The organism is Flavobacterium sp., assembly GCF_013822155.1.
GTDB lineage: Bacteria > Bacteroidota > Bacteroidia > Flavobacteriales > Flavobacteriaceae > Flavobacterium.
The window spans coordinates 1-18,613 of record NZ_PNJW01000018.1 but is presented as its reverse complement, the minus strand read 5'-3'; the positions used below and the strand labels follow the sequence as shown (position 1 = coordinate 18,613).

The following is an 18,613-nucleotide window of genomic DNA, read 5'->3' as shown; positions in this document are numbered from 1 at the left end:
TAATGGATAAATTAATCAAAGAATTTCCTCGAGCTACTTATATCATTTTAGGAGTATTTATTGTACTGACACTTTTAAATGTGCTAACAGGAGGATCTCTTGCTTGGGATGTGAAACTTGCGATGAGTTTCGGGTTTACAATGCTGTACGGGTATTCTTTGTATTATGCAAACGCGATTCTTTTTATGCAATTGGACACTTTTTTCAAAGAGGAACGCTTTACAAGAAAACGCCTTTTTATTGGAGCTTTTGCCTCCTTTATCATATCCATTTTTGTGATTTTCTTGCTGCGAATTTTGGAAGATGTTTTGATAGAAGGAAAATCAATGCAAACGTTTTTAGCAACAGAAAAACCGGCAAATTATTTGGTTGCTATTGTTATAACGTTCTTTGTGACACTAGGAATTCACGCTTTTTATTTTTACAAAGCCTATCAGGAAAACAAAGTAAAAGAACAAAAAGTGATTGCCGGAACAGCATCGGCACAATTTGAAAGTTTAAAAAATCAAATTGATCCTCATTTTTTGTTCAACAGTTTAAACGTTCTGAGTTCTTTAATTGAAGAAAACCCTGAGAATGCTCAAAAGTTTACTACTTCCTTGTCTAAAATATACCGCTATGTTTTGGAACAAAAAGATAAGGAGTTGGTTCCCGTTGCTGAAGAATTAGCTTTTGCTAAAACGTATATGAATTTGTTGAAAATGCGTTTTGAAAACAGTATCACCTTCGAATTACCGGATGGATTTAACAATGAAGAAGCAAAAGTAGTTCCGTTATCCTTACAATTATTATTAGAAAATTGTATCAAGCACAATGTGGTAAGTGAGAGTAAACCCTTGCACATAAAAATTTACATAGAGAATAACCAGTTGGTTGTTGAAAATAATTTGCAAAAGAAAGAAGTGCTATCAGACAGAAAAGGCGTTGGTTTACAAAATATCGTTAACCGCTATGCTATTTTAACCCAACGAAAAGTGTTGGTAGAAGAAACAGAAAAATCATTTAAAATACTAGTACCTATTTTAACAAAACAAATTTCAATTATGGAAACACAAATGAAATACAATGAAAATACGGCTTATTTAAGAGCGAAAGATCGAGTAGAAAAACTGAAAGGTTTTTATGGGAATTTAATTTCCTACTGTGTCGTAATTCCGGTTTTAATTATTGTGAATCTGAATACGTCAAAGTTTCAATGGTTTTGGTTCCCAATGTTAGGTTGGGGTATGGGTTTAACCTTTCATGCTTTGGAGACTTTTGGTTATGGAAAATCTTGGGAAGAACGTAAAATTCAAGAAATTTTAGAAAAGGAAGACAAACAAAAAAATAAATGGAATTAAACCTTGTAATTATGGAAATGAAAGAAGAGTACGAAAGATATCAGAAAGCAAGTAAAAAAGTACAGGAAATGAAAGGCTTTTATAGTCACTTGATTGCCTACGTATTTGTGATTCCGGTTATTGCATTTATAAACATAAAATACACACCTGAGCATTATTGGTTTTTTTATCCAATGATAGGATGGGGAATAGGACTGTTGTTTCACGGAATAGGTGTTTTTGGCACCGATAATATGTTTGGCAGTGATTGGGAAAATCGGAAGATCAAACAATTTATGGAAGAAGAAAAAAACAAAGAAAAATATCAATAAAAACAGAATCAATTATGAATACTCACGACGAAATAAAATACCAAGAAGCTCTTAAACGAGTAAAAAAAATAAAAGGATTTTACACACATGCCCTAGTTTATATAATCATTAATTTGATGATAGTCATTGTGAATTATCAAGATTTAGAACCAGGAGAATCTTATTTTCAGTATAAAAATTTCACGACACTTTTCTTTTGGGGAATTGGATTAGCCGCTCATGGATTCTCCGTTTTTGTACCCCAATGGTTTTTAGGGAACAATTGGGAAGAACGTAAAATTAAAGAGTTAATGGATAAAGAGAAGAATAGCAAATGGGAATAGTGTTCAGCTTTTACCCATTACCAATAATCATTATAATAGTATGAGAATAATCATCATAGAAGACGAAAAACCGGCTGCACGTTTACTGCAACGTAAATTAGAAAAGTTGGGACTGCAAGTAGACACACTTTTACATTCTGTTGAAGAATCACTGCAATGGTTTCAAGATAATAGGCATCCGGATTTGATTTTTTTAGATATTCAATTGTCCGACGGGTTGTCTTTTGAAATTTTTGAACAAATCGATATTAAAAGTGCGGTGATATTTACCACTGCATTTGATGAATATGCTTTACGGGCATTCAAATTAAACAGTATTGATTATTTGTTAAAACCAATTGACGAAGATGATTTGGAAATAGCTGTAAACAAATACAAATCAAGAAATCAAGCTTTACCAAATTTATCTCTGGATTTTGATATGATTAAACGAATGTTAGTAAATCCGGTTGAAAAAACATATAAACAACGATTTACCATTAAAATTGGGGAACGTCTGAAAATGATTCCGATAGAAGAAGTGGAATGTATTTACAGTGAAAACAAAGGGACTTATTTACACACCCTCGACAATCGTGATTATTTAATCGACGGTACATTAGACCATGTCGAAACAGAACTGAATCCGAATCAATTTTTCAGAGTTAGCAGAAAATTTATTATTCCGCTGAAATCGATAAAAGATATTTTAGTTTACAGCAATTCACGTTTAAAAGTAATTTTACCAACTTATAAAGAAGATGAGGTAATTGTCAGTCGCGAACGCGTAAACGATTTTAAGGAATGGTTGGGGTAAAAAAAGACTGTCAAATTTTTTGACAGTCTTTTTTAAAACATTTGATGTTATAATTTAGAATTCCTCAAATTCTTGATTTTCGTTACGATTGGCTTTTCGAACATTAATAGCTTTGTTATCAGCACCTGTTACAAAAGCAACAAATTCAATGTTATTACTATTTGCTATATTCGAAGGAATTGCAATTGAAAACGACTTGGTGTAAGTGTTACCGACTTTAGTTTCTTCTGAAGCAATTGGCTCCCCAAAAATAGGAGTCAAACATGATTTTAATACATGCTCATGTTCAAAATCATGAATATAAGGTAAACCACCGTAAAAAGTTGTGTAATTTACTTGATCGTAAATTAACCCATTTTCTAAAACATAAACCACTAATTTCAGATTTTCAAAATCTTGACTAAACTTTATATTTACGTCAAGGGTAATATTTGTCGAAGTAACTTGGTTTGACATTGATAAACCTAATTTTGGATTATCACCTTGTGTTAAATTAATTACTTGAGTAATGTTGTTTTGTTCCAAAGGTTGCCAACGGGTCATTCTATTCAATAAAGCTTTTGGATATCCCGACATGTTTAAAACAGCTTCTAAGGCACTTGAATCAAAATTATAAGGATCATATGCCGCATCTGCAGGATTTGAACTGGAACGATGAATACCAACGGGTACAATAAATTCTGATTGAGCACGAGCTAGTTCAATTGCATGTGACACTCTCGGGCAATTTCCACACCATGTTCCGGTGTAATCTTCAATTAAAACTCTTTTTACAAAATTAATTTCAGAACCATCATGAAATCTTACTGAAATTGGCTCAGAAAGTACGCTGTAATATTTAGCTTGAACTGTATAGGTGCCAATTTCCGTAGTGGTAAATGTGTTTCCATCAATTGGAATATTATTCACAAGAATAGTAGCATCTTCAGTAATAATTTCCCCTGAATTGGTTGTAACAGTAAATGTAATAGTCTCTCCAATTACCTTAATTGAATTATCTGCAGTTAAACCAATAGATTCAACCGATTCCAGAATTTTGTAATCGGTACTACAAGAAAAAAAACTAAAAATTATAAGTAATATCCCTAAGACACCAAATTTATTCATGCTATTATTGTTTGAATATTTTTACATTTGAAGAAACTCCTTCTAAGTTTGTAAAACGTGCAATATAAATAGAAGTATTTAAATTGCTTAGATTGATATTTTGAGATCCTTCAGAAAAATTTAATTCTTTAATTAATTGACCGTTTAAATTGAATAATGTTACGTTTCCTTTATTTGCTGCTGTAAACGAAAATTCATCAAAAACAACCGTGTTTTTAACATTAATACCTAAACTTGATAAGTCTTCAAGGTTTATTAAGCTTAAGGCTGGATCATATCGGTAAGTAAAAGTAATTGCACTTGATTCAAAACCTAAGGCATATACTGAAAATACGAAGTCCATTATACCACCTGAACCTGGATTAAAATTCACAAAATGATCTCCTTGCGAAGGATTACTTTGACCGGGAGCCAAGATATTTTCGTAATCAGGATAAATACCGTTTAAAGTAACACTGTCAAAGCAAGATCCGCCATAGCATAATTCAAAATTTGACCCGGTTGTATTAACCAAACCAATACATTTAATTTTGATGTCTAGTGGAGTAGTTGAAACGTTTTTAACTCTGAAGTTAAGGTAAGCAGAAGTCCCGGTGGTTCCAAAAGGAATAACCATTCCGTCAGTGATAATGGTTCCATCAGATTTTTTAAACTCAACTTGGGCAAATGAAGTCAAGAAAAGAAAACTAAAGAATATTGAGTAGGTAATTTTTTTCATAACGTATTTATTATTGTTTATTTAAAATTTTAAAAGGGTGTTTAAAAGAATCTCGATTAAACACCCCAATTAAATTATTTTAAAATGATTTTGTCTGTTTTAGCAAAATTGTCACCTATAAAATTGATGAGGTATATACCTGAAGATAAATCGCTTAAATTTAAAGTAGAATCACCAGCTTCAAGTGTTGAAGTCGAAATTAATTTACCACTTAAATCAGTAATTGAAACTTTAGCCATTTCAGGTAAAGAAATAGTTATCATTCCATTAGTTGGATTTGGGTAAAATTTAATTGAATTTGCATCGAAAGCAGAAACACTCAAATTGGTATTAACACCATATTTTTTGCTTTCTCCGCTTCCAAAATTACCTCCAGTCATACCTGGGATTAATACACCATTTGCTAAAACCTGGTAACTTCCATTTCCATATGAACAACACATTCCATCTCCATAAGAGTCAATAATTGAAAAAGTATAACAGTCATTTGCTAAAGTTAAATTTACATCCGGTTTTGGAAAAACTCCGGCAGCTCCTGCATCAGTATAAGGACCACCTTGAGCTACAGTTGTTCCGGCAGAATTTTTTAAATTCCATGTTGTTTCGCTACCGTATTGATCAGTTGAAATTTTTACAGTGATATTTGTAAATTGTGTTTCAACTGCTTTGTTGAAATTAATTGCACCACTATTATTTGAAACATTGTCATCATTTGGAATTGTTATAGTTACTGTGTTAGTTGGCAAAAGAGTATAGCTAACGGCAGGTAATTGAACTATTGCACTAGTCAATGGAGCAAGGTTTCCAGTCCAAACATAGTTTTGAGTAGCCCCTGAATTAATTGCATAATCAATAGATAAACTGGTTAAAGGTGTTTGTCCATTATTTTGAATAGTCACTTTTGGACCAATAGAATTAGTACACTGTTCCCCAATGGTTTCAATACTTTTTACTTTTGCATCGTTATTAGCTAATCCGGTGTAGGTTGGTTTTGCACCATTTCCACTGATAATTTTTTGTTGCGTTTCTGTTACAAATGCAACTAATTCCATTTCACCGATTTCTGCAGGGATGTTGTTGTATGCTGCCGGAATAGTGTAATTGAATGTTTGTGTGTAAAAGGATCCGTTTGTAGTTGTAGTGATATCAGTTCCCCATTGACCGGTTAATAAATGAACTAAACGGTGTTGATGGTTATAATTATTTCCCATGTTACCACCTGTTTGTGGTCCTAATGTGTTATTTTGTAAAAGTGCAATATTTAGTTTGTTCGTACTTATAGGGCTGTTGCCTGTATAGTAAACTTCAACAGTTACAGTTAATTGTCTTGTTTGTGCATCAATAACACCCTGAACACCTACGTTAACATAGGAACTTTGAGCTAAAGTTTGGTTAGAAGCATTTGACCAATTTCCTCTATTCATAGCAGTGGTTCCTAATGCTCCTTGGTTTAATCCCGGAAAAGCAGTACGATTTACTGTTCCAGCTGGATAACCAACTAAGCCAGTTTGACCTGCAATGGCAGTTCCAAAAGAAGTTCTGAAATCCGGTTCTCCTGAAGTAGGTTCCGCATAACCTCCAACATGTACATTAATTAAAAATACATTGTTTGGATTGGCATTTTTAATTGAGTTGGCAATGGCATGCCCTTGAGGACAATAAACACAATGAATTCCGGTGAATTCTTCTAAAATGACTTTTTTGTTTTCAGGGTTGGTGTTTACAAAAGTTTGAGAGTTTGTATAACCAAAGGTCAGCAAAACAGCTGTGAGTAATGTTTTTTTCATTCTTTAGTGGTTTGTTAATTAATTGTTTAGCGGTAATTATAGTTTTGCCAAAAATATACTTTTTTTAAAATAAAAATAACTTCTTAGTAACTTTTTTTTTAAAATAATTTTCAGTATTACGTATTTGGAGGGTATTTTTTTTTATTATTGCCTAATTATTAAAAATCAGTATTCAAATTAAGAATAGCTGAAATTGTATAAAAGACTAAAATTCAAATTTAATTTCTTCATGAAAAAAATTATCTTGTTTACGTTTTTATTTTTTAATGTTATCAATGCATTTTCCCAAAAACAAATGCCTAACGTTACTTTAACATCGGATAACAACAAATCTTTTAATGTTAAAAATGATTTTAATGAAAAAGATAAATTATATGTATTCGCATTTTGGGCCACTTGGTGTGCACCCTGTTTGAATGAATTAGACGCAATCAATGAATATTATGCAACATGGACAACAGAATTAAACATGGAATTAATTGCCGTTTCCATTGATGATACGCGTACACAAAAAAGGGTAAAGCCATTATTAAATGGCAAGAATTGGACCTATACTATTCTTTTGGATACCAATCAGGATTTAAAAAGAGCTTTAGCTATAGCCAATGTTCCTTATACAATTGTGGTAAAAAACCAAAAAATTGTTTATGTACACAATGGTTACAGTCAAGGTGCAGAAATGGAATTGTATAATAAACTTAAGGAACTTAAATAATGCAGTTTAAAAAGATTATTGTAACAAGTTTTTTGTTGAGTTTTTCAATTTTGTTTTCTCAAGAAAAAGATAGTATTACTAAGAAAGATTACGGAAGAGTTTACGGCGGATTTGAATCGAATGCTCAATGGTATATGAACGATAAAGAAATGGGAACCATTCAACCCGAAGACCCGGTTCGATCCAATAGTTATCTTTTTGCCAATTATCAATATAAAAATTGGACTGCTGGTGTTCAAGTAGAAGGTTATTTAAAGGAAGCTCTACTAAATTATAATCCGGAATTCAGCGGAATAGGACTTGGAACTTATTTTATAAATTACAAAACTGAAAAAATTGATGTCACCGCAGGTTATTTCTACGAGCAGTTTGGTAGTGGAATGTTACTTCGTGCCTGGGAAGACAGAGCATTAGGTATCAATACGGCTTTACGAGGTGGAAGATTTATTTTTAGACCTTCTTCTAATGTAAAATTAACCGCTTTGTTTGGTCAGCAACGTTCCGGATTTGATGTGTCTGATGGTAAAATATATGGTTTTGATTCTGATTTTCAGTTGAGTGAAGCCTTAAAATTAGAAAAATCTGATCTTTCATTTGGTTTAAGTTATGTGGGTCGATATGAATCAATAGAAGATATACCTGAACCAAATTTTGAAGCTTTAACCAATGCTTTTTCGGGTAGAGTAAATTATTCTATTAATTCATTTTACTCGTCAGTTGAATACAACTACAAATCGGAAGATGCCGTTTTGAATCGCGTTAGTAATACAATAGATAACGATTTTATCAAACCCGGTAATGCAATTCTTCTTAATTTAGGCTATTCCAAACAGGGCTTAGGTATAGATGCAACTTTGAGAAGATCCGAAAACATGTTGTTTTTATCCGAAAGAGTTCCAACCGTTTCCGGAGAAAATACAAGTTTAAATTTTAACGATAAAGTTTTAAATTTTACACCGGCTTTAACCAAACAACAACATTCAAATTTGGCCAATATTTATGTTTATCAAGCTCAAGTTGGAGTTGATTTCAAGTCGCCAACCATTTTAAAAGCGGGTGAAACAGGCGGACAAATAGATATTTTTTATGAGTTTGCAAAAGATACTAAATTAGGCGGGAAATATGGAACTAAGATTGCTTTCAACATGTCGCAATGGTATAATTTACCCGGAGAATATCAATTAACGCCCAGCAATTATGAAACTAATTTTTTTGGAGTAGGGACCAAGTATTTTTCTGATTATAACTTAGAAGTTAAAAAGAAACTTTCCGAAAAATGGCACACAGGATTTAATTATGTAAACCAGTATTATAACAAACCTTGGATTGAAGATGCCAGTTCGGATGTAAATACAAATATTATTACCGGAGAAGCTATTTATAATTTTGCCGAAACTAAATCGATTCGTTTTGAGGCAGAACATATGTGGGCTGATGCTGATTTTAAAAATTGGGCTGGAGGTACATTAGAGTTAGACATCAATGATACGTATTCCTTCTATATTTGGGATATTATCAATTATGGAAATGATAATCCCGACAAACGTAATCATTATTTTAATTTGGGTGGTGCTTATCGAATTAATTCAACTCGAATAGGTTTGAATTATGGAAGACAACGTGGCGGATTGGTTTGTGTAGGCGGTGTTTGTCGTTTTGTTCCCGAAAGTACCGGTTTAACACTTACTTTGAGTACCGCTTTTTAAATTTTTAAACTATAGAAATTATCCCTGAATTCAAAGAGTTTAGGGATTTTTTTATGCAATATATTGTTTTCGGATACCAATTAATACAAAAGTAAAAACCGTGTAAATAACAAAAAAGGTACAATGTATTCTATCCAACCTAAGGGTAACATTATTGCAATGATTAATAATTGAAAACCTAATCCGTAAGCAGAAAGAAGTGTCATAAACCAGTTGGGAAAGGTTTTTACTTTGTAGGCTTCTTTGTCTAAAAAATGAATGATTTTATCAAATCCACATATACAATGCTATAAATTTTAAATAAAAAGTTGACTACTTCCTGCTTTTCACCAGGTAACGCTTTGGGGGATTTGTATTCAAAAATTTTACTAGTTGCATCGCCACCTATAGATTTTGTTCTTAAAATTACATAGTAATAATTATACAATGTACCTTGTAATTGAATAGACAAAAAAGCTAAAAAGGATAACCAAACGGTCGTATTTGAAACATAACAAATGGCAGTCAAAAAACCAAAATTCAAAAGAATATCAAAAATACTGTCCAAATATCTACCTGAATAGGAAGGTGTTTTTTTTAATCGGGCTAACTCTCCATCGGCAGCATCAATTCCTGATTTCAGTAGGATAAAAAATGCGGCCCAATAATAATAACCTTCTAAAATACTGTAAATAGCTACTATTCCGGTGAATCCGAATAGGAGTGTTACATGAATAGGCGTGAAGGAGGTATTTTTTAATTGTAAAGCAAAAAATTTTCCAAAAAATCTTCCATAATCTGATAAATCTAAAAATTTATCCTGAACGGCAAGTTTAGACATTTAAATAATTCTAACGAAACTGTGACAATATAGTCAATTATAAATTTTATTTACTGAAACGATGCAATGTAAATGTCATCGCACTCAATAAAAAGAAAGCCATTACTTGATGCACCAACCCTAACCATAAAGGAACATGAAGCAACAAGGTAAAAATACCCAATAGAAATTGGATAAAAACAAATACTACCAACGTATTTAATCCTTTGATTTGAGTGGTAGAAAGTGAATATTTTTTACTTCTGAAATACAATAAAACCATTAATCCAACAACAACATATGCTAAAGTTCTGTGAATAAATTGAACACCGCTTTTACCTTCAGTTAAGTTTTGAAAAAGTGTAGGTTGTTCAATCCATACGGTTTCGTGAATTAATTTGCCTTCACTCATCAGTGGCCAATGGTTGTGAATTAATCCGGCATTTAATCCGGCCACAAATCCACCATAAATGATTTGGATGATTAAAACAACCATCGCAATTCGGGCCAATTTTCTCAGAGGCAGAATTACTTTATTTTTGGCAGGATAAATTAAATCTAAGGCAACCCATAGCGTGTAGGCAAAAGTGATAAATGCAAAAGTCAGGTGTAAAGCTAATCGGAAATGACTCACATCCGGGTTGTCAATTAAACCACTTTTTACCATAAACCAACCCAAAAAACCTTGAAAAGCACCCATTCCCAAAAGGACTATACATTTTTTCAATGTTTCAGAATCTAATTTTTTCTTAATCAAAAAATACCCAAACGGAATGATAAAAACCAAACCAATTATTCGACCAATAAAACGGTGAAACCATTCCCAGAAGTAAATAAATTTATAATCTTCTAAAGTAAAATCATTGTGAATGTTGATTTTTTGATATTCTGGAAATTTCTTGTATTCTTCGAAGGCATTGCCCCATTTTTCTTCTGATAAAGGAGGAAAAGTATCGGTAACCAAATGCCAATCGGTCATTGATAATCCGGAATTAGTTAATCGGGTAATTCCTCCAACGACAACCATTATAAACAATAAAGCACATCCGGAAAGTAACCAAATAATAACAGGTTTGTTAGTTTTCATTGCATTTATAATTAGTGCAAAAATACGTTGCTTTTAAAAAATCATACGATTGAACAAAAGTTAATCTTATGCTTATTTTTCGATAGGTTGTAAGCCTAATTTCATAGCTCTTTTAATCATAAAATTAAAGGCAGCTTCATAATCATTCGAAATTTCGCCTTCCAAAATAGCCTCTTTAATAGCTTCTTTTAAAACACCAATTTCTCTGGATGGTTTTAAATTGAAAATTTTCATAATTTCTTCTCCGGATATTGGAGGTTGAAAATTCCGCACATGATCACGTTCTTCCACTTCCACTATTTTTTGACGAACGATTTTAAAATTGTTATGGTATTTTTTAAATTTAGTGGGGTTTTTAGTTGTAATATCAGCTTCACACAAGGTCATTAAATCTTCAATATCTTCACCGGCATCAAACAGTAATCGTCGTACCGCAGAATCGGTCACAATTTCTTGTGATAATACAATAGGTCTGGAACTCATCATCACCAATTTGGATACATATTTCAGTTTGTGATTTAAAGGCATATGCAAGCGTTCAAATAGTTGCTTGACCATTTTTCCACCCAAAAATTCATGTCCGTGAAACGTCCAACCTTGTTTTTTGTTAAACTTTTTGGTTGGAGCTTTTCCAATATCGTGTAGCAAAGCTGCCCAACGCAGCCAAACATCTTCGGTATTCGGACAAATATTATCTACTACTTCCAAGGTGTGATAAAAGTTGTTTTTATGGGTATGACCTTCCATTTCTTCTACTTGATTTAAAGCAGTCAATTCCGGTAAGATTAAATCGAGTAAACCGGTTTGATATAACAAAATAAATCCCACGGAAGGTTTTTCGGTCAATAATATTTTATTCAATTCATCCACAATCCGTTCACCGGAAATAATGGAAATCCTATCTTTATTTCGAGAAATTGCGTGAAATGATTTTTCTTCAATGGTAAAGTTCAACTGGGTGGCAAACCGAATGGCTCGCATCATTCGCAGTGGATCATCAGAATAGGTAATATCCGAATCTAAAGGAGTTCGAATAATTCTATTTTCTAAATCTACGATTCCATTAAAAGGGTCAACCAATTCACCATAATTTTCCTGATTTAAAGAAAAAGCTAAGGCATTGATGGTAAAATCACGTCGGTCTTGGTCATCTTTCAACGTGCCATTTTCAACGATTGGATTTCTGCTTTCGGTTTGATAACTTTCTTTTCGAGCACCCACAAATTCGATGTCAATTTCCTGAAAGCGAAGCATGGCTGTTCCATAGGTTTTAAAAACCTGTACTTTTGGATTGTTAGGAAGTAATTCTGAAACTTTTAGAGCCAATTCGATTCCGCTACCAACAGCTACAATATCAATGTCTTTTTTGAAATTTCGTTCTAACAAAAAATCACGAACAAATCCACCTATGACATAGCTTTCTACACCTAGTTCCTTTGCTGCTTGTGAGATAATTTTGAAGATGGGGTTATGTAGAGCTTTGGTGTTATTCATTAAAAAGATTTATAATTCAATGTTTAAAGTTTGGATACTAAAAACTATAGCGGGATATTATTTACGTATTACTTTTACCTGACTATCTAACGTCAATTTGATAATAGTAGAAGGCTTATCGCAAATTTTTTCGCGGTGCAAATTTACAACATAGTCTACTCCTTTAATAATTTCGGGACTAATTTCTTTAAATGATTTTGGAGTCGGTTGTCCGGAGATATTTGCTGAAGTAGAAACCAATGGTCTTTTCATTCGCTCCATTAATTTATAACAGAAGGGTTCTTTTACAATTCGAATGGCAAGTGTGTCATCTTCAGCAATAATATTTGGGGCTACATTTCGTGGTTTATCTAAAATTAATGTGGTGGGTTTCTCGGATAAATCCAAAATTTGCCAAGCAACTTCCGGTATATCTTTAAATACATTGTAAATCATTTTTTCGCCATTCATCAACACAATCATACTTTTGCTTTCACTGCGTTTTTTTAATTCGTAGATTTTTTGAACAGCCTCTGCATTTGTTGCATCACATCCAATTCCCCAAACGGTATCGGTCGGGTAGAGGATGATGCCTCCGTTTTGAATGACTTGGTAGGCTTTTTCAATTTCTTTGTTACTCTCCATTGCTAACGGTTTTATATACTTCTAAGGTTTTTTGTGCCATTTGTTGTGTTGTGAAATTTTCTATTAAATTTTGATAAGAAATAGTAGTTAGCTTTGGTATAAGTTCTTTATTATCAAATAAATAGATGATTTTTTCAGTAAGAGTTTTAAAGTCATGTCTAGGAGCCAAAAATCCGTTAATGCCATCTTGAATTATTTCAGGAATTCCACCAACACTCGTACTGATTACTGGCTTTTGATGATAAAAACTTTCAAAAATTACTTGTGGAATGCCTTCACTTTGTGAAGTGATTAAAAGAGCATCAAATTGAGGAATAAAGTTAGAGGCATTAGGCGTATATCCCAAAAAAATAATATCATTCTCCAATTTATATTCTTTCACTTTTTGTAGTAAATCGGGCGTTCTATCTGTATAGTTTCCAATTTGAACAAATTGAAAATCTGTTCTTTTTTGAATATTAATAAGCTCATTTACAATTTCTATGAGCGTTTCAAAATGTTTTGCTCGAATGTGATTTCCAATAACACCTATTATTTTTTTTGAATTAGGAATTGCAAATTTTTCCCTTAAGCCAAAAGGTGTTTCGCTACTTTTAGTTCCGATATTTGTACCATGATAAATGGTCATTAATTTGCTTTTGTCAACAATAGAGTCAGCTGTTACTCGCTTGGTTTCGTTTGACACACATAAATATTTTTTAATTTTCGGATAATTGTATTTATACAGTGTCAACTTTTTCTTTTTAATTGGGAAAGAGGTTTTTTTGCTAAAAATAAATGGTGGTAAACTATAAAATTTATCTGCAATAATTGTTAAAGCGATTGCAGAAGGGTCATGAATATGTATAACATCTACATGGTATTTTTTACAAAGTGCAATTATTTTAAAAGCAAATCGAACGTCTAAATTAAAGGCTAGGGGAGCAGTTTCAAATTTTAAATCCGTTTTTAATAATCGTTTGTGAAATAACCCATTCTGAACACAAAGTATTATGTTATTAACTTCCGAATTAGATTTTTTTAATTCAAAACACAAATTTTCTATATGGTTTTCACCACCACCCCAATTTTTTACAGCAGAAACATGAAGAATAGTCATATTTGAATTATTTTTTGGGTATGTTTAATAGATTTAACAACAGAAATTCCCTTTACAAGTAAAATTAAATAGGCCCTGTTTTTTTTACTGAAAGGTGACTTTAACAGAAAAACAATAAATTGAAAGAAATAAAATAATAAATAAGAAAATGAATTTAAGTTTTTCTGAATTACATAAAACTGAGCTATTTTCATCTCATTTCTAATAACCTGAGATGTTCGGGTACTTTTTCCTTTTAGATGAATATATTGAGAATAAGGTAAAGAATAAATATCTTTTTTTAAATTTTTAGCAATTCTAAAAGCTAAATCTTTTTCTTCATAATATAAAAATAGGTTTGTGTCAAAACCACCAACGGCATCAAAATCTTTTGCAACACAACAAAAAAGGGAACCGGGTACTGCTCCAACATTTGTAGGTTCCGAATTAGTTAACATTCTGGAAGGGTATTTTTTTGGATTTAAAAGATGCAAAAAAGAATGACCAAACAATTCCGTGGGCAAACTTAAACCATAATCAAAGCATTTGAATTTTTCCCCCCCTTCATCAATCGCCTGACATCCTACGATGGCTACATTTGGTTTCTTTTTCAAAAATTCAATCATCGTATTTACCGAATCTTCAATCAGAATAACATCACTATTCATGAATACATAGTAAGTACCAATTGCTTTTTGTACTCCCATCATATTTCCTGCTCCAAATCCAACATTTATTCTACTTCGAATTAATTGAGTTGAAATTTTAAATGTGTTTTTTAAACCAACTTCTAAAGCAGAAAAATCTTCTTTATTACTGGCATTGTCAACAATAATAACTTCATGTTTTTCAAAATCTACAACCTTTTCTTCAATAGACTGAATGGCTTGAAGGGTTAATTTTGATGTATTATAATTAATTATAATGATGGAACTAACAATCATATGAATAACATTTTTATCAGAAACCTATTTTGAAGGTTGAATACAAAAATAGTGCAAATAGTATTGAGTTTTCTAAACTAACTTTATATTTAATTTCCGGTTGGTATAAAAAAAATAAGAATAATTAATACATTTGAAAAAAATATAAAATGGACTATAAAAATAAACCAACAGGATATTATGATAATTTCAGAGATGAGATGCTTGTTTATTTGCCAAAAGAAGCTAAAAAAATTTTAGAAGTTGGATGTGGAAATGGCTGTTTCGCTGAGGTAATAAAAAAACAAAACAACGCAGAAGTTTGGGGAATTGAACTCATGGAAGAAGAAGCAGAAAAAGCAAAACTCGTTTTGGATAAAGCATTTGCCGGACCTTGTGAAAATTTCATTGACGATTTACCTGAAGATTATTTTGATGCGATTTATTTTAATGATGTTCTAGAGCATTTAGTAGATCCTTACACGGTTTTAAAAAAATTAAGAAGTAAATTATCTAAAAATGGTGTAGTCATTAGCTCTATTCCAAATGTTCGCTACCATAATACATTTATGAGAGTTTTAATAAAAAAAGACTGGAAATATGAAGATTATGGCGTGATGGATTTTACGCATTTACGATTTTTTACCGAAAAAAGCATAAACAGAATGTATAAAGAAGCCGGTTATACGGTTAAGGTTAGTGAAGGAATCAATAAAAGCAAATCGCTAAAACCTTACCTTTATAACATTCCGGTTTTATTTACACAATTAGATATTCGCTATCCTCAATTTGCTACAGTTGCCTCAAAGTAGTTTTGAATTGATTAAATGGTATAAAAAAATGATTAAATGGATTTCAAAATAAATTCAAAGCTTGATTTTCCTGAATCAATTTTATTGGGTTTCATAAAAAACTTCACGACTGAAGGGAAAATACTTTCAGACGGAACACGAAACTGTATAAAGATTTTTTCGTGGCAAAATAGAAGTGTTGCCATTAAATCATTTAAAATTCCAAATTTTTATAATGCTGTAATTTATCGTTACTTCAGAAAATCTAAAGCAAAACGTTCTTTTGAATATGCTATTTTTTTGAGTGAAAATAATATTGGTACTCCAGCACCTATTGCCTATTTTGAGAATTTCAGTTTTTTGGGTTTAAAAGACAGTTATTATGTAAGTGAAAATTTGGAATGTGATTTGACTTTTCGAGAGTTAGTAAAAATTCCTGATTTTCCGGAACATGAAGCAATTTTAAGACAATTCACCCAATTTTGTTTTCAGCTTCATGAAAAAGGGATTGAATTTAAAGATCATTCTCCTGGAAATACGCTTATCAAAAAAAATGAACAAGGTTTGTATGATTTTTTTCTTGTCGATTTAAATCGGATGAATTTTCATGAAAAAATGCCTTTTGAACTTCGAATGAAAAACTTGTGTCGGTTGACTCCAAAGCAGGAAATGATTTTGGTGATGAGTAATGAATATGCAAAAGTGTCCGGTGAGTCTGAAAAATTAATATTTGAAACTTTGTGGAAATATACATCGGAATTTCAATACCGTTTTTTTAGAAAAAAAAGATTAAAAAAGAAATTTCTTTTTTGGAAATAGATATTCTGAAAAAACCACTAAATTTCCATTCTTAAAGGAATTAATGAAATTATCCGTCATCATAACGACATACAATGCAGAAGAATGGTTGCGTAAAGTCCTACTTGGATATAGCGTTCAAACAGAAACTGACTTTGAAATTGTAATTGCCGATGATGGTTCTACTTCAAAAACGGCTGAACTTATAAAAGCACTTGAACTTAAATTTAAATACCCAATTATTCATGTTTGGCAGGAAGATGATGGATTTCAAAAACCAAAAATTTTAAACAAAGCTATTTTAGCTTCCAATGCAGACTATTTATTGTTTACGGATGGCGATTGTATTCCACGTAAAGATTTTATAGCTAGTCATTTACAATATAAAGAAGAAGGTTATTTTCTTTCCGGAGGATATTTTAAATTACCAATGACTATTTCTGAAACCATTGCAGAGGAACACATTTATTCTCAACAATGTTTTGATATTTCTTGGTTACGTACTCAAGGTTTAAAGTTAAATTTTAAATTGACAAAGCTAACGTACAACAAATGGATTGCGTTATTTATGAATTGGCTTACACCAACGAAACGTTCATGGAACGGACATAATTCTTCTGGTTTTAAATCCGATATTTTAGCGGTCAATGGGTTTAATGAAATAATGAAATACGGTGGTTTAGACAGAGAATTAGGAGAACGTATGTTCAATAACGGAATGTTGTCTAAACAAATTCGATATAGTGCTATTTGTTTGCATTTAGACCATGCAAGAGGTTATTTCAGCCAAGAAGAATGGGATAAAAATTTAGCCATCAGAGCTTATAATCGCAAGCATAAAATTACAAAAACACCAAACGGAATTACTTTAAATGATAACTAGCGAAAAGCTCTAACTTCGGAATAATCAACTCCGGTTTTAACTCTAAATACAAATTCTCCGCTTCATCTTTTAATTCTTTTTCTGTTTTTTCTTTAAAAAGATTAGGTTGGTAATCTTCTAAATGTACAGATGAATGGTTTATTCCATCTTCAAAAGTGGCCCACATTTTCTTTTCTATCCAAGGCGAAAAAATAATAAAAGAAGGTTTGTTTAAGGCTTTTGCCATATTAATTGCTCCGCCATCATTTCCTATTATGGCGTCACATTCATTCATGATTGCAATGAATGATCGCAAATCAGCACCTAAAAAATCAAAATAAATTTTAGTTTTAGTTTTTTCTGAGCATAAATTCAATATGGTTTTGGCATCCTTAATTTGCTTAGGAAAATAATTGAATAAAATAGTTACATCATAATTTTGACCAATGAAATCAATCATTTTTGCCATAAAAGGTAATGGATAAGTCTTTTTTTCCTCACTTCCCAAAAGACTAATCATGACCGTTTTTTTACTTTCATTTATTCCAAATTTTTTAAATAAATTTTTAGCTGTTTGCATTTCAGCATTTGTTAAAAATAACTTTGGAATGGGGTCAATATATTTTTCAATTGATAAAGGTTTTAATAAGGAAAGCCTTCTTTCAATTGCTAGTCCTAAACTTGTTTTTGGAGCATCTTCGTAGGGAACATTAATATCATATATGAAATTACGACCAATTTTTTTATACGATATTTTTTGTTTTGCACCACTCATCGCGGAAAGGAGCCAACTTTCCAACTTGGAATAGGCGTCAATCAGAATATCATATTTTTCGGCTCTTATTTTTTTACCAAGTTTTAAAAAAGCACGTCTGCTGGACTTATGTTTTTCAGTAAAACGAATGATGTTGTCAATATTCGGATTGTTTTCTAAAACCGGAACGGTGTTTTCATGTACTAAATAGTCAATTTGGGCAGTAGGATATGCCTTTCGAAGTGAATTACATAAGATTGAACTTAGTAAAACATCGCCAATCATTTTTTGTTGTATAACTAATATTTTTTTCATTCGAAAATGCTAGTGAACATGTAATTTATTATTTATTACCCTTTCGTTAAACGATTGAACATAAGCTTTGATGAATTGTTCCATTTGATCTGCAATAACAGAATTGCTCTTTAAAAGATTGTTTTTCAGTAATTCATCGGTTTTAAAATTATATAATCCAATAGCTTTTTTTCCATCGAAAGCCATGTAATAATCATCGTTTATATAATGGTAAATATTATCTAAAAAATAAACAACAAAATTCTTTTCAGACTTAAAAGATTTGCCATAAGTCACCATTTTTGT

The 18,613-nt window shown here is 31.6% G+C and carries 19 protein-coding genes and 1 pseudogene; 9 read left to right on the top strand and 11 right to left on the bottom strand.

Features of this window, described 5'->3' with window-relative positions:
- Positions 1-2 precede the first annotated feature (2 nt).
- The 4 genes from C0512_RS06505 to C0512_RS06490 are packed head-to-tail and all read left to right on the top strand — an operon-like array spanning position 3 to position 2,770.
- The gene (locus C0512_RS06505; protein ID WP_290859873.1) at positions 3-1,340 is read left to right on the top strand and encodes a 2TM domain-containing protein; all 1,338 of its coding nucleotides are present in this window, start codon (positions 3-5) and stop codon (positions 1,338-1,340) included.
- The gene (locus C0512_RS06500) at positions 1,331-1,651 is read left to right on the top strand and encodes a 2TM domain-containing protein (protein WP_290859872.1); all 321 of its coding nucleotides are present in this window, start codon (positions 1,331-1,333) and stop codon (positions 1,649-1,651) included. Before C0512_RS06505 ends, C0512_RS06500 begins: the two co-directional genes overlap by 10 nt.
- A 14-nt stretch (positions 1,652-1,665) precedes the next feature.
- Positions 1,666-1,974, top strand: a complete 309-nt coding sequence (locus tag C0512_RS06495; RefSeq protein ID WP_290859871.1) for a 2TM domain-containing protein — start codon at positions 1,666-1,668, stop codon at positions 1,972-1,974.
- 40 nt (positions 1,975-2,014) lie between these two features.
- A complete protein-coding gene (locus tag C0512_RS06490; protein ID WP_290859869.1) occupies positions 2,015-2,770 on the top strand; it encodes a LytTR family DNA-binding domain-containing protein in 756 nt (251 codons plus the stop codon).
- A gap of 54 nt (positions 2,771-2,824) precedes the next feature.
- On the opposite strand, the gene C0512_RS06485 is transcribed toward C0512_RS06490, so the two are convergent.
- From C0512_RS06485 to C0512_RS06475, 3 genes are all read right to left on the bottom strand, one after another.
- A complete protein-coding gene (locus tag C0512_RS06485) occupies positions 2,825-3,877 on the bottom strand; it encodes an Omp28-related outer membrane protein (RefSeq protein ID WP_290859867.1) in 1,053 nt (350 codons plus the stop codon).
- 4 nt (positions 3,878-3,881) lie between these two features.
- Complete coding sequence (locus C0512_RS06480) at positions 3,882-4,595, bottom strand: T9SS type A sorting domain-containing protein (protein WP_290859865.1); 714 nt, start codon at positions 4,593-4,595, stop codon at positions 3,882-3,884.
- Positions 4,596-4,669: 74 nt separating this feature from the next.
- Positions 4,670-6,382, bottom strand: a complete 1,713-nt coding sequence (locus C0512_RS06475) for an Omp28-related outer membrane protein (protein WP_290859863.1) — start codon at positions 6,380-6,382, stop codon at positions 4,670-4,672.
- Positions 6,383-6,611: 229 nt separating this feature from the next.
- Between C0512_RS06475 and C0512_RS06470 the strand changes: the two genes are divergently transcribed.
- Both C0512_RS06470 and C0512_RS06465 read left to right on the top strand, forming a co-directional pair.
- Positions 6,612-7,097, top strand: a complete 486-nt coding sequence (locus C0512_RS06470) for a TlpA disulfide reductase family protein (RefSeq protein ID WP_290859861.1) — start codon at positions 6,612-6,614, stop codon at positions 7,095-7,097.
- On the top strand, positions 7,097-8,803 hold the full coding sequence (locus tag C0512_RS06465) for a DUF6029 family protein (RefSeq protein WP_290859860.1): 1,707 nt from the start codon (positions 7,097-7,099) through the stop codon (positions 8,801-8,803). Before C0512_RS06470 ends, C0512_RS06465 begins: the two co-directional genes overlap by 1 nt.
- Before the next feature lie 247 nt (positions 8,804-9,050).
- On the opposite strand, the gene C0512_RS06460 is transcribed toward C0512_RS06465, so the two are convergent.
- The 6 genes from C0512_RS06460 to C0512_RS06435 form a co-directional block, all read right to left on the bottom strand.
- Positions 9,051-9,623, bottom strand: coding sequence for a CDP-alcohol phosphatidyltransferase family protein (locus tag C0512_RS06460; protein ID WP_367160620.1), 573 nt, complete (start codon positions 9,621-9,623; stop codon positions 9,051-9,053).
- A 46-nt stretch (positions 9,624-9,669) separates the two neighbouring features.
- Positions 9,670-10,689 carry a COX15/CtaA family protein gene (locus tag C0512_RS06455; protein ID WP_290859859.1) on the bottom strand — a complete coding sequence of 340 codons (1,020 nt, stop codon included), beginning with the start codon at positions 10,687-10,689 and terminating at the stop codon, positions 9,670-9,672.
- Between the two features lie 72 nt (positions 10,690-10,761).
- The gene (locus C0512_RS06450; protein ID WP_290859857.1) at positions 10,762-12,183 is read right to left on the bottom strand and encodes an HD domain-containing protein; all 1,422 of its coding nucleotides are present in this window, start codon (positions 12,181-12,183) and stop codon (positions 10,762-10,764) included.
- 57 nt (positions 12,184-12,240) lie between these two features.
- Positions 12,241-12,807 carry an L-threonylcarbamoyladenylate synthase gene (locus tag C0512_RS06445; RefSeq protein WP_290859856.1) on the bottom strand — a complete coding sequence of 189 codons (567 nt, stop codon included), beginning with the start codon at positions 12,805-12,807 and terminating at the stop codon, positions 12,241-12,243.
- On the bottom strand, positions 12,797-13,906 hold the full coding sequence (locus C0512_RS06440) for a glycosyltransferase family 4 protein (RefSeq protein ID WP_290859855.1): 1,110 nt from the start codon (positions 13,904-13,906) through the stop codon (positions 12,797-12,799). Before C0512_RS06440 ends, C0512_RS06445 begins: the two co-directional genes overlap by 11 nt.
- Entirely contained in the window at positions 13,903-14,829 is a 927-nt protein-coding gene (locus tag C0512_RS06435; protein ID WP_290859854.1) for a glycosyltransferase family 2 protein, read from the bottom strand. Before C0512_RS06435 ends, C0512_RS06440 begins: the two co-directional genes overlap by 4 nt.
- Before the next feature lie 149 nt (positions 14,830-14,978).
- Between C0512_RS06435 and C0512_RS06430 the strand changes: the two genes are divergently transcribed.
- From C0512_RS06430 to C0512_RS06420, 3 genes are read left to right on the top strand one after another with little or no spacing between them, the layout of a single operon-like run.
- Positions 14,979-15,620, top strand: coding sequence for a class I SAM-dependent methyltransferase (locus C0512_RS06430; protein WP_290859853.1), 642 nt, complete (start codon positions 14,979-14,981; stop codon positions 15,618-15,620).
- Positions 15,621-15,656: 36 nt separating this feature from the next.
- A complete protein-coding gene (locus C0512_RS06425) occupies positions 15,657-16,418 on the top strand; it encodes a Kdo domain containing protein (RefSeq protein WP_290859852.1) in 762 nt (253 codons plus the stop codon).
- Between the two features lie 43 nt (positions 16,419-16,461).
- The gene (locus tag C0512_RS06420) at positions 16,462-17,280 is read left to right on the top strand and encodes a glycosyltransferase family 2 protein (protein WP_290859850.1); all 819 of its coding nucleotides are present in this window, start codon (positions 16,462-16,464) and stop codon (positions 17,278-17,280) included.
- Here the strand turns inward: C0512_RS06420 and C0512_RS06415 are convergent.
- Positions 17,261-18,328, bottom strand: a complete 1,068-nt coding sequence (locus tag C0512_RS06415; protein WP_290859849.1) for a glycosyltransferase family 9 protein — start codon at positions 18,326-18,328, stop codon at positions 17,261-17,263. The genes C0512_RS06420 and C0512_RS06415 overlap by 20 nt on opposite strands.
- A gap of 9 nt (positions 18,329-18,337) precedes the next feature.
- Positions 18,338-18,613: pseudogene (locus C0512_RS06410) on the bottom strand (sulfatase); the annotation flags it as partial.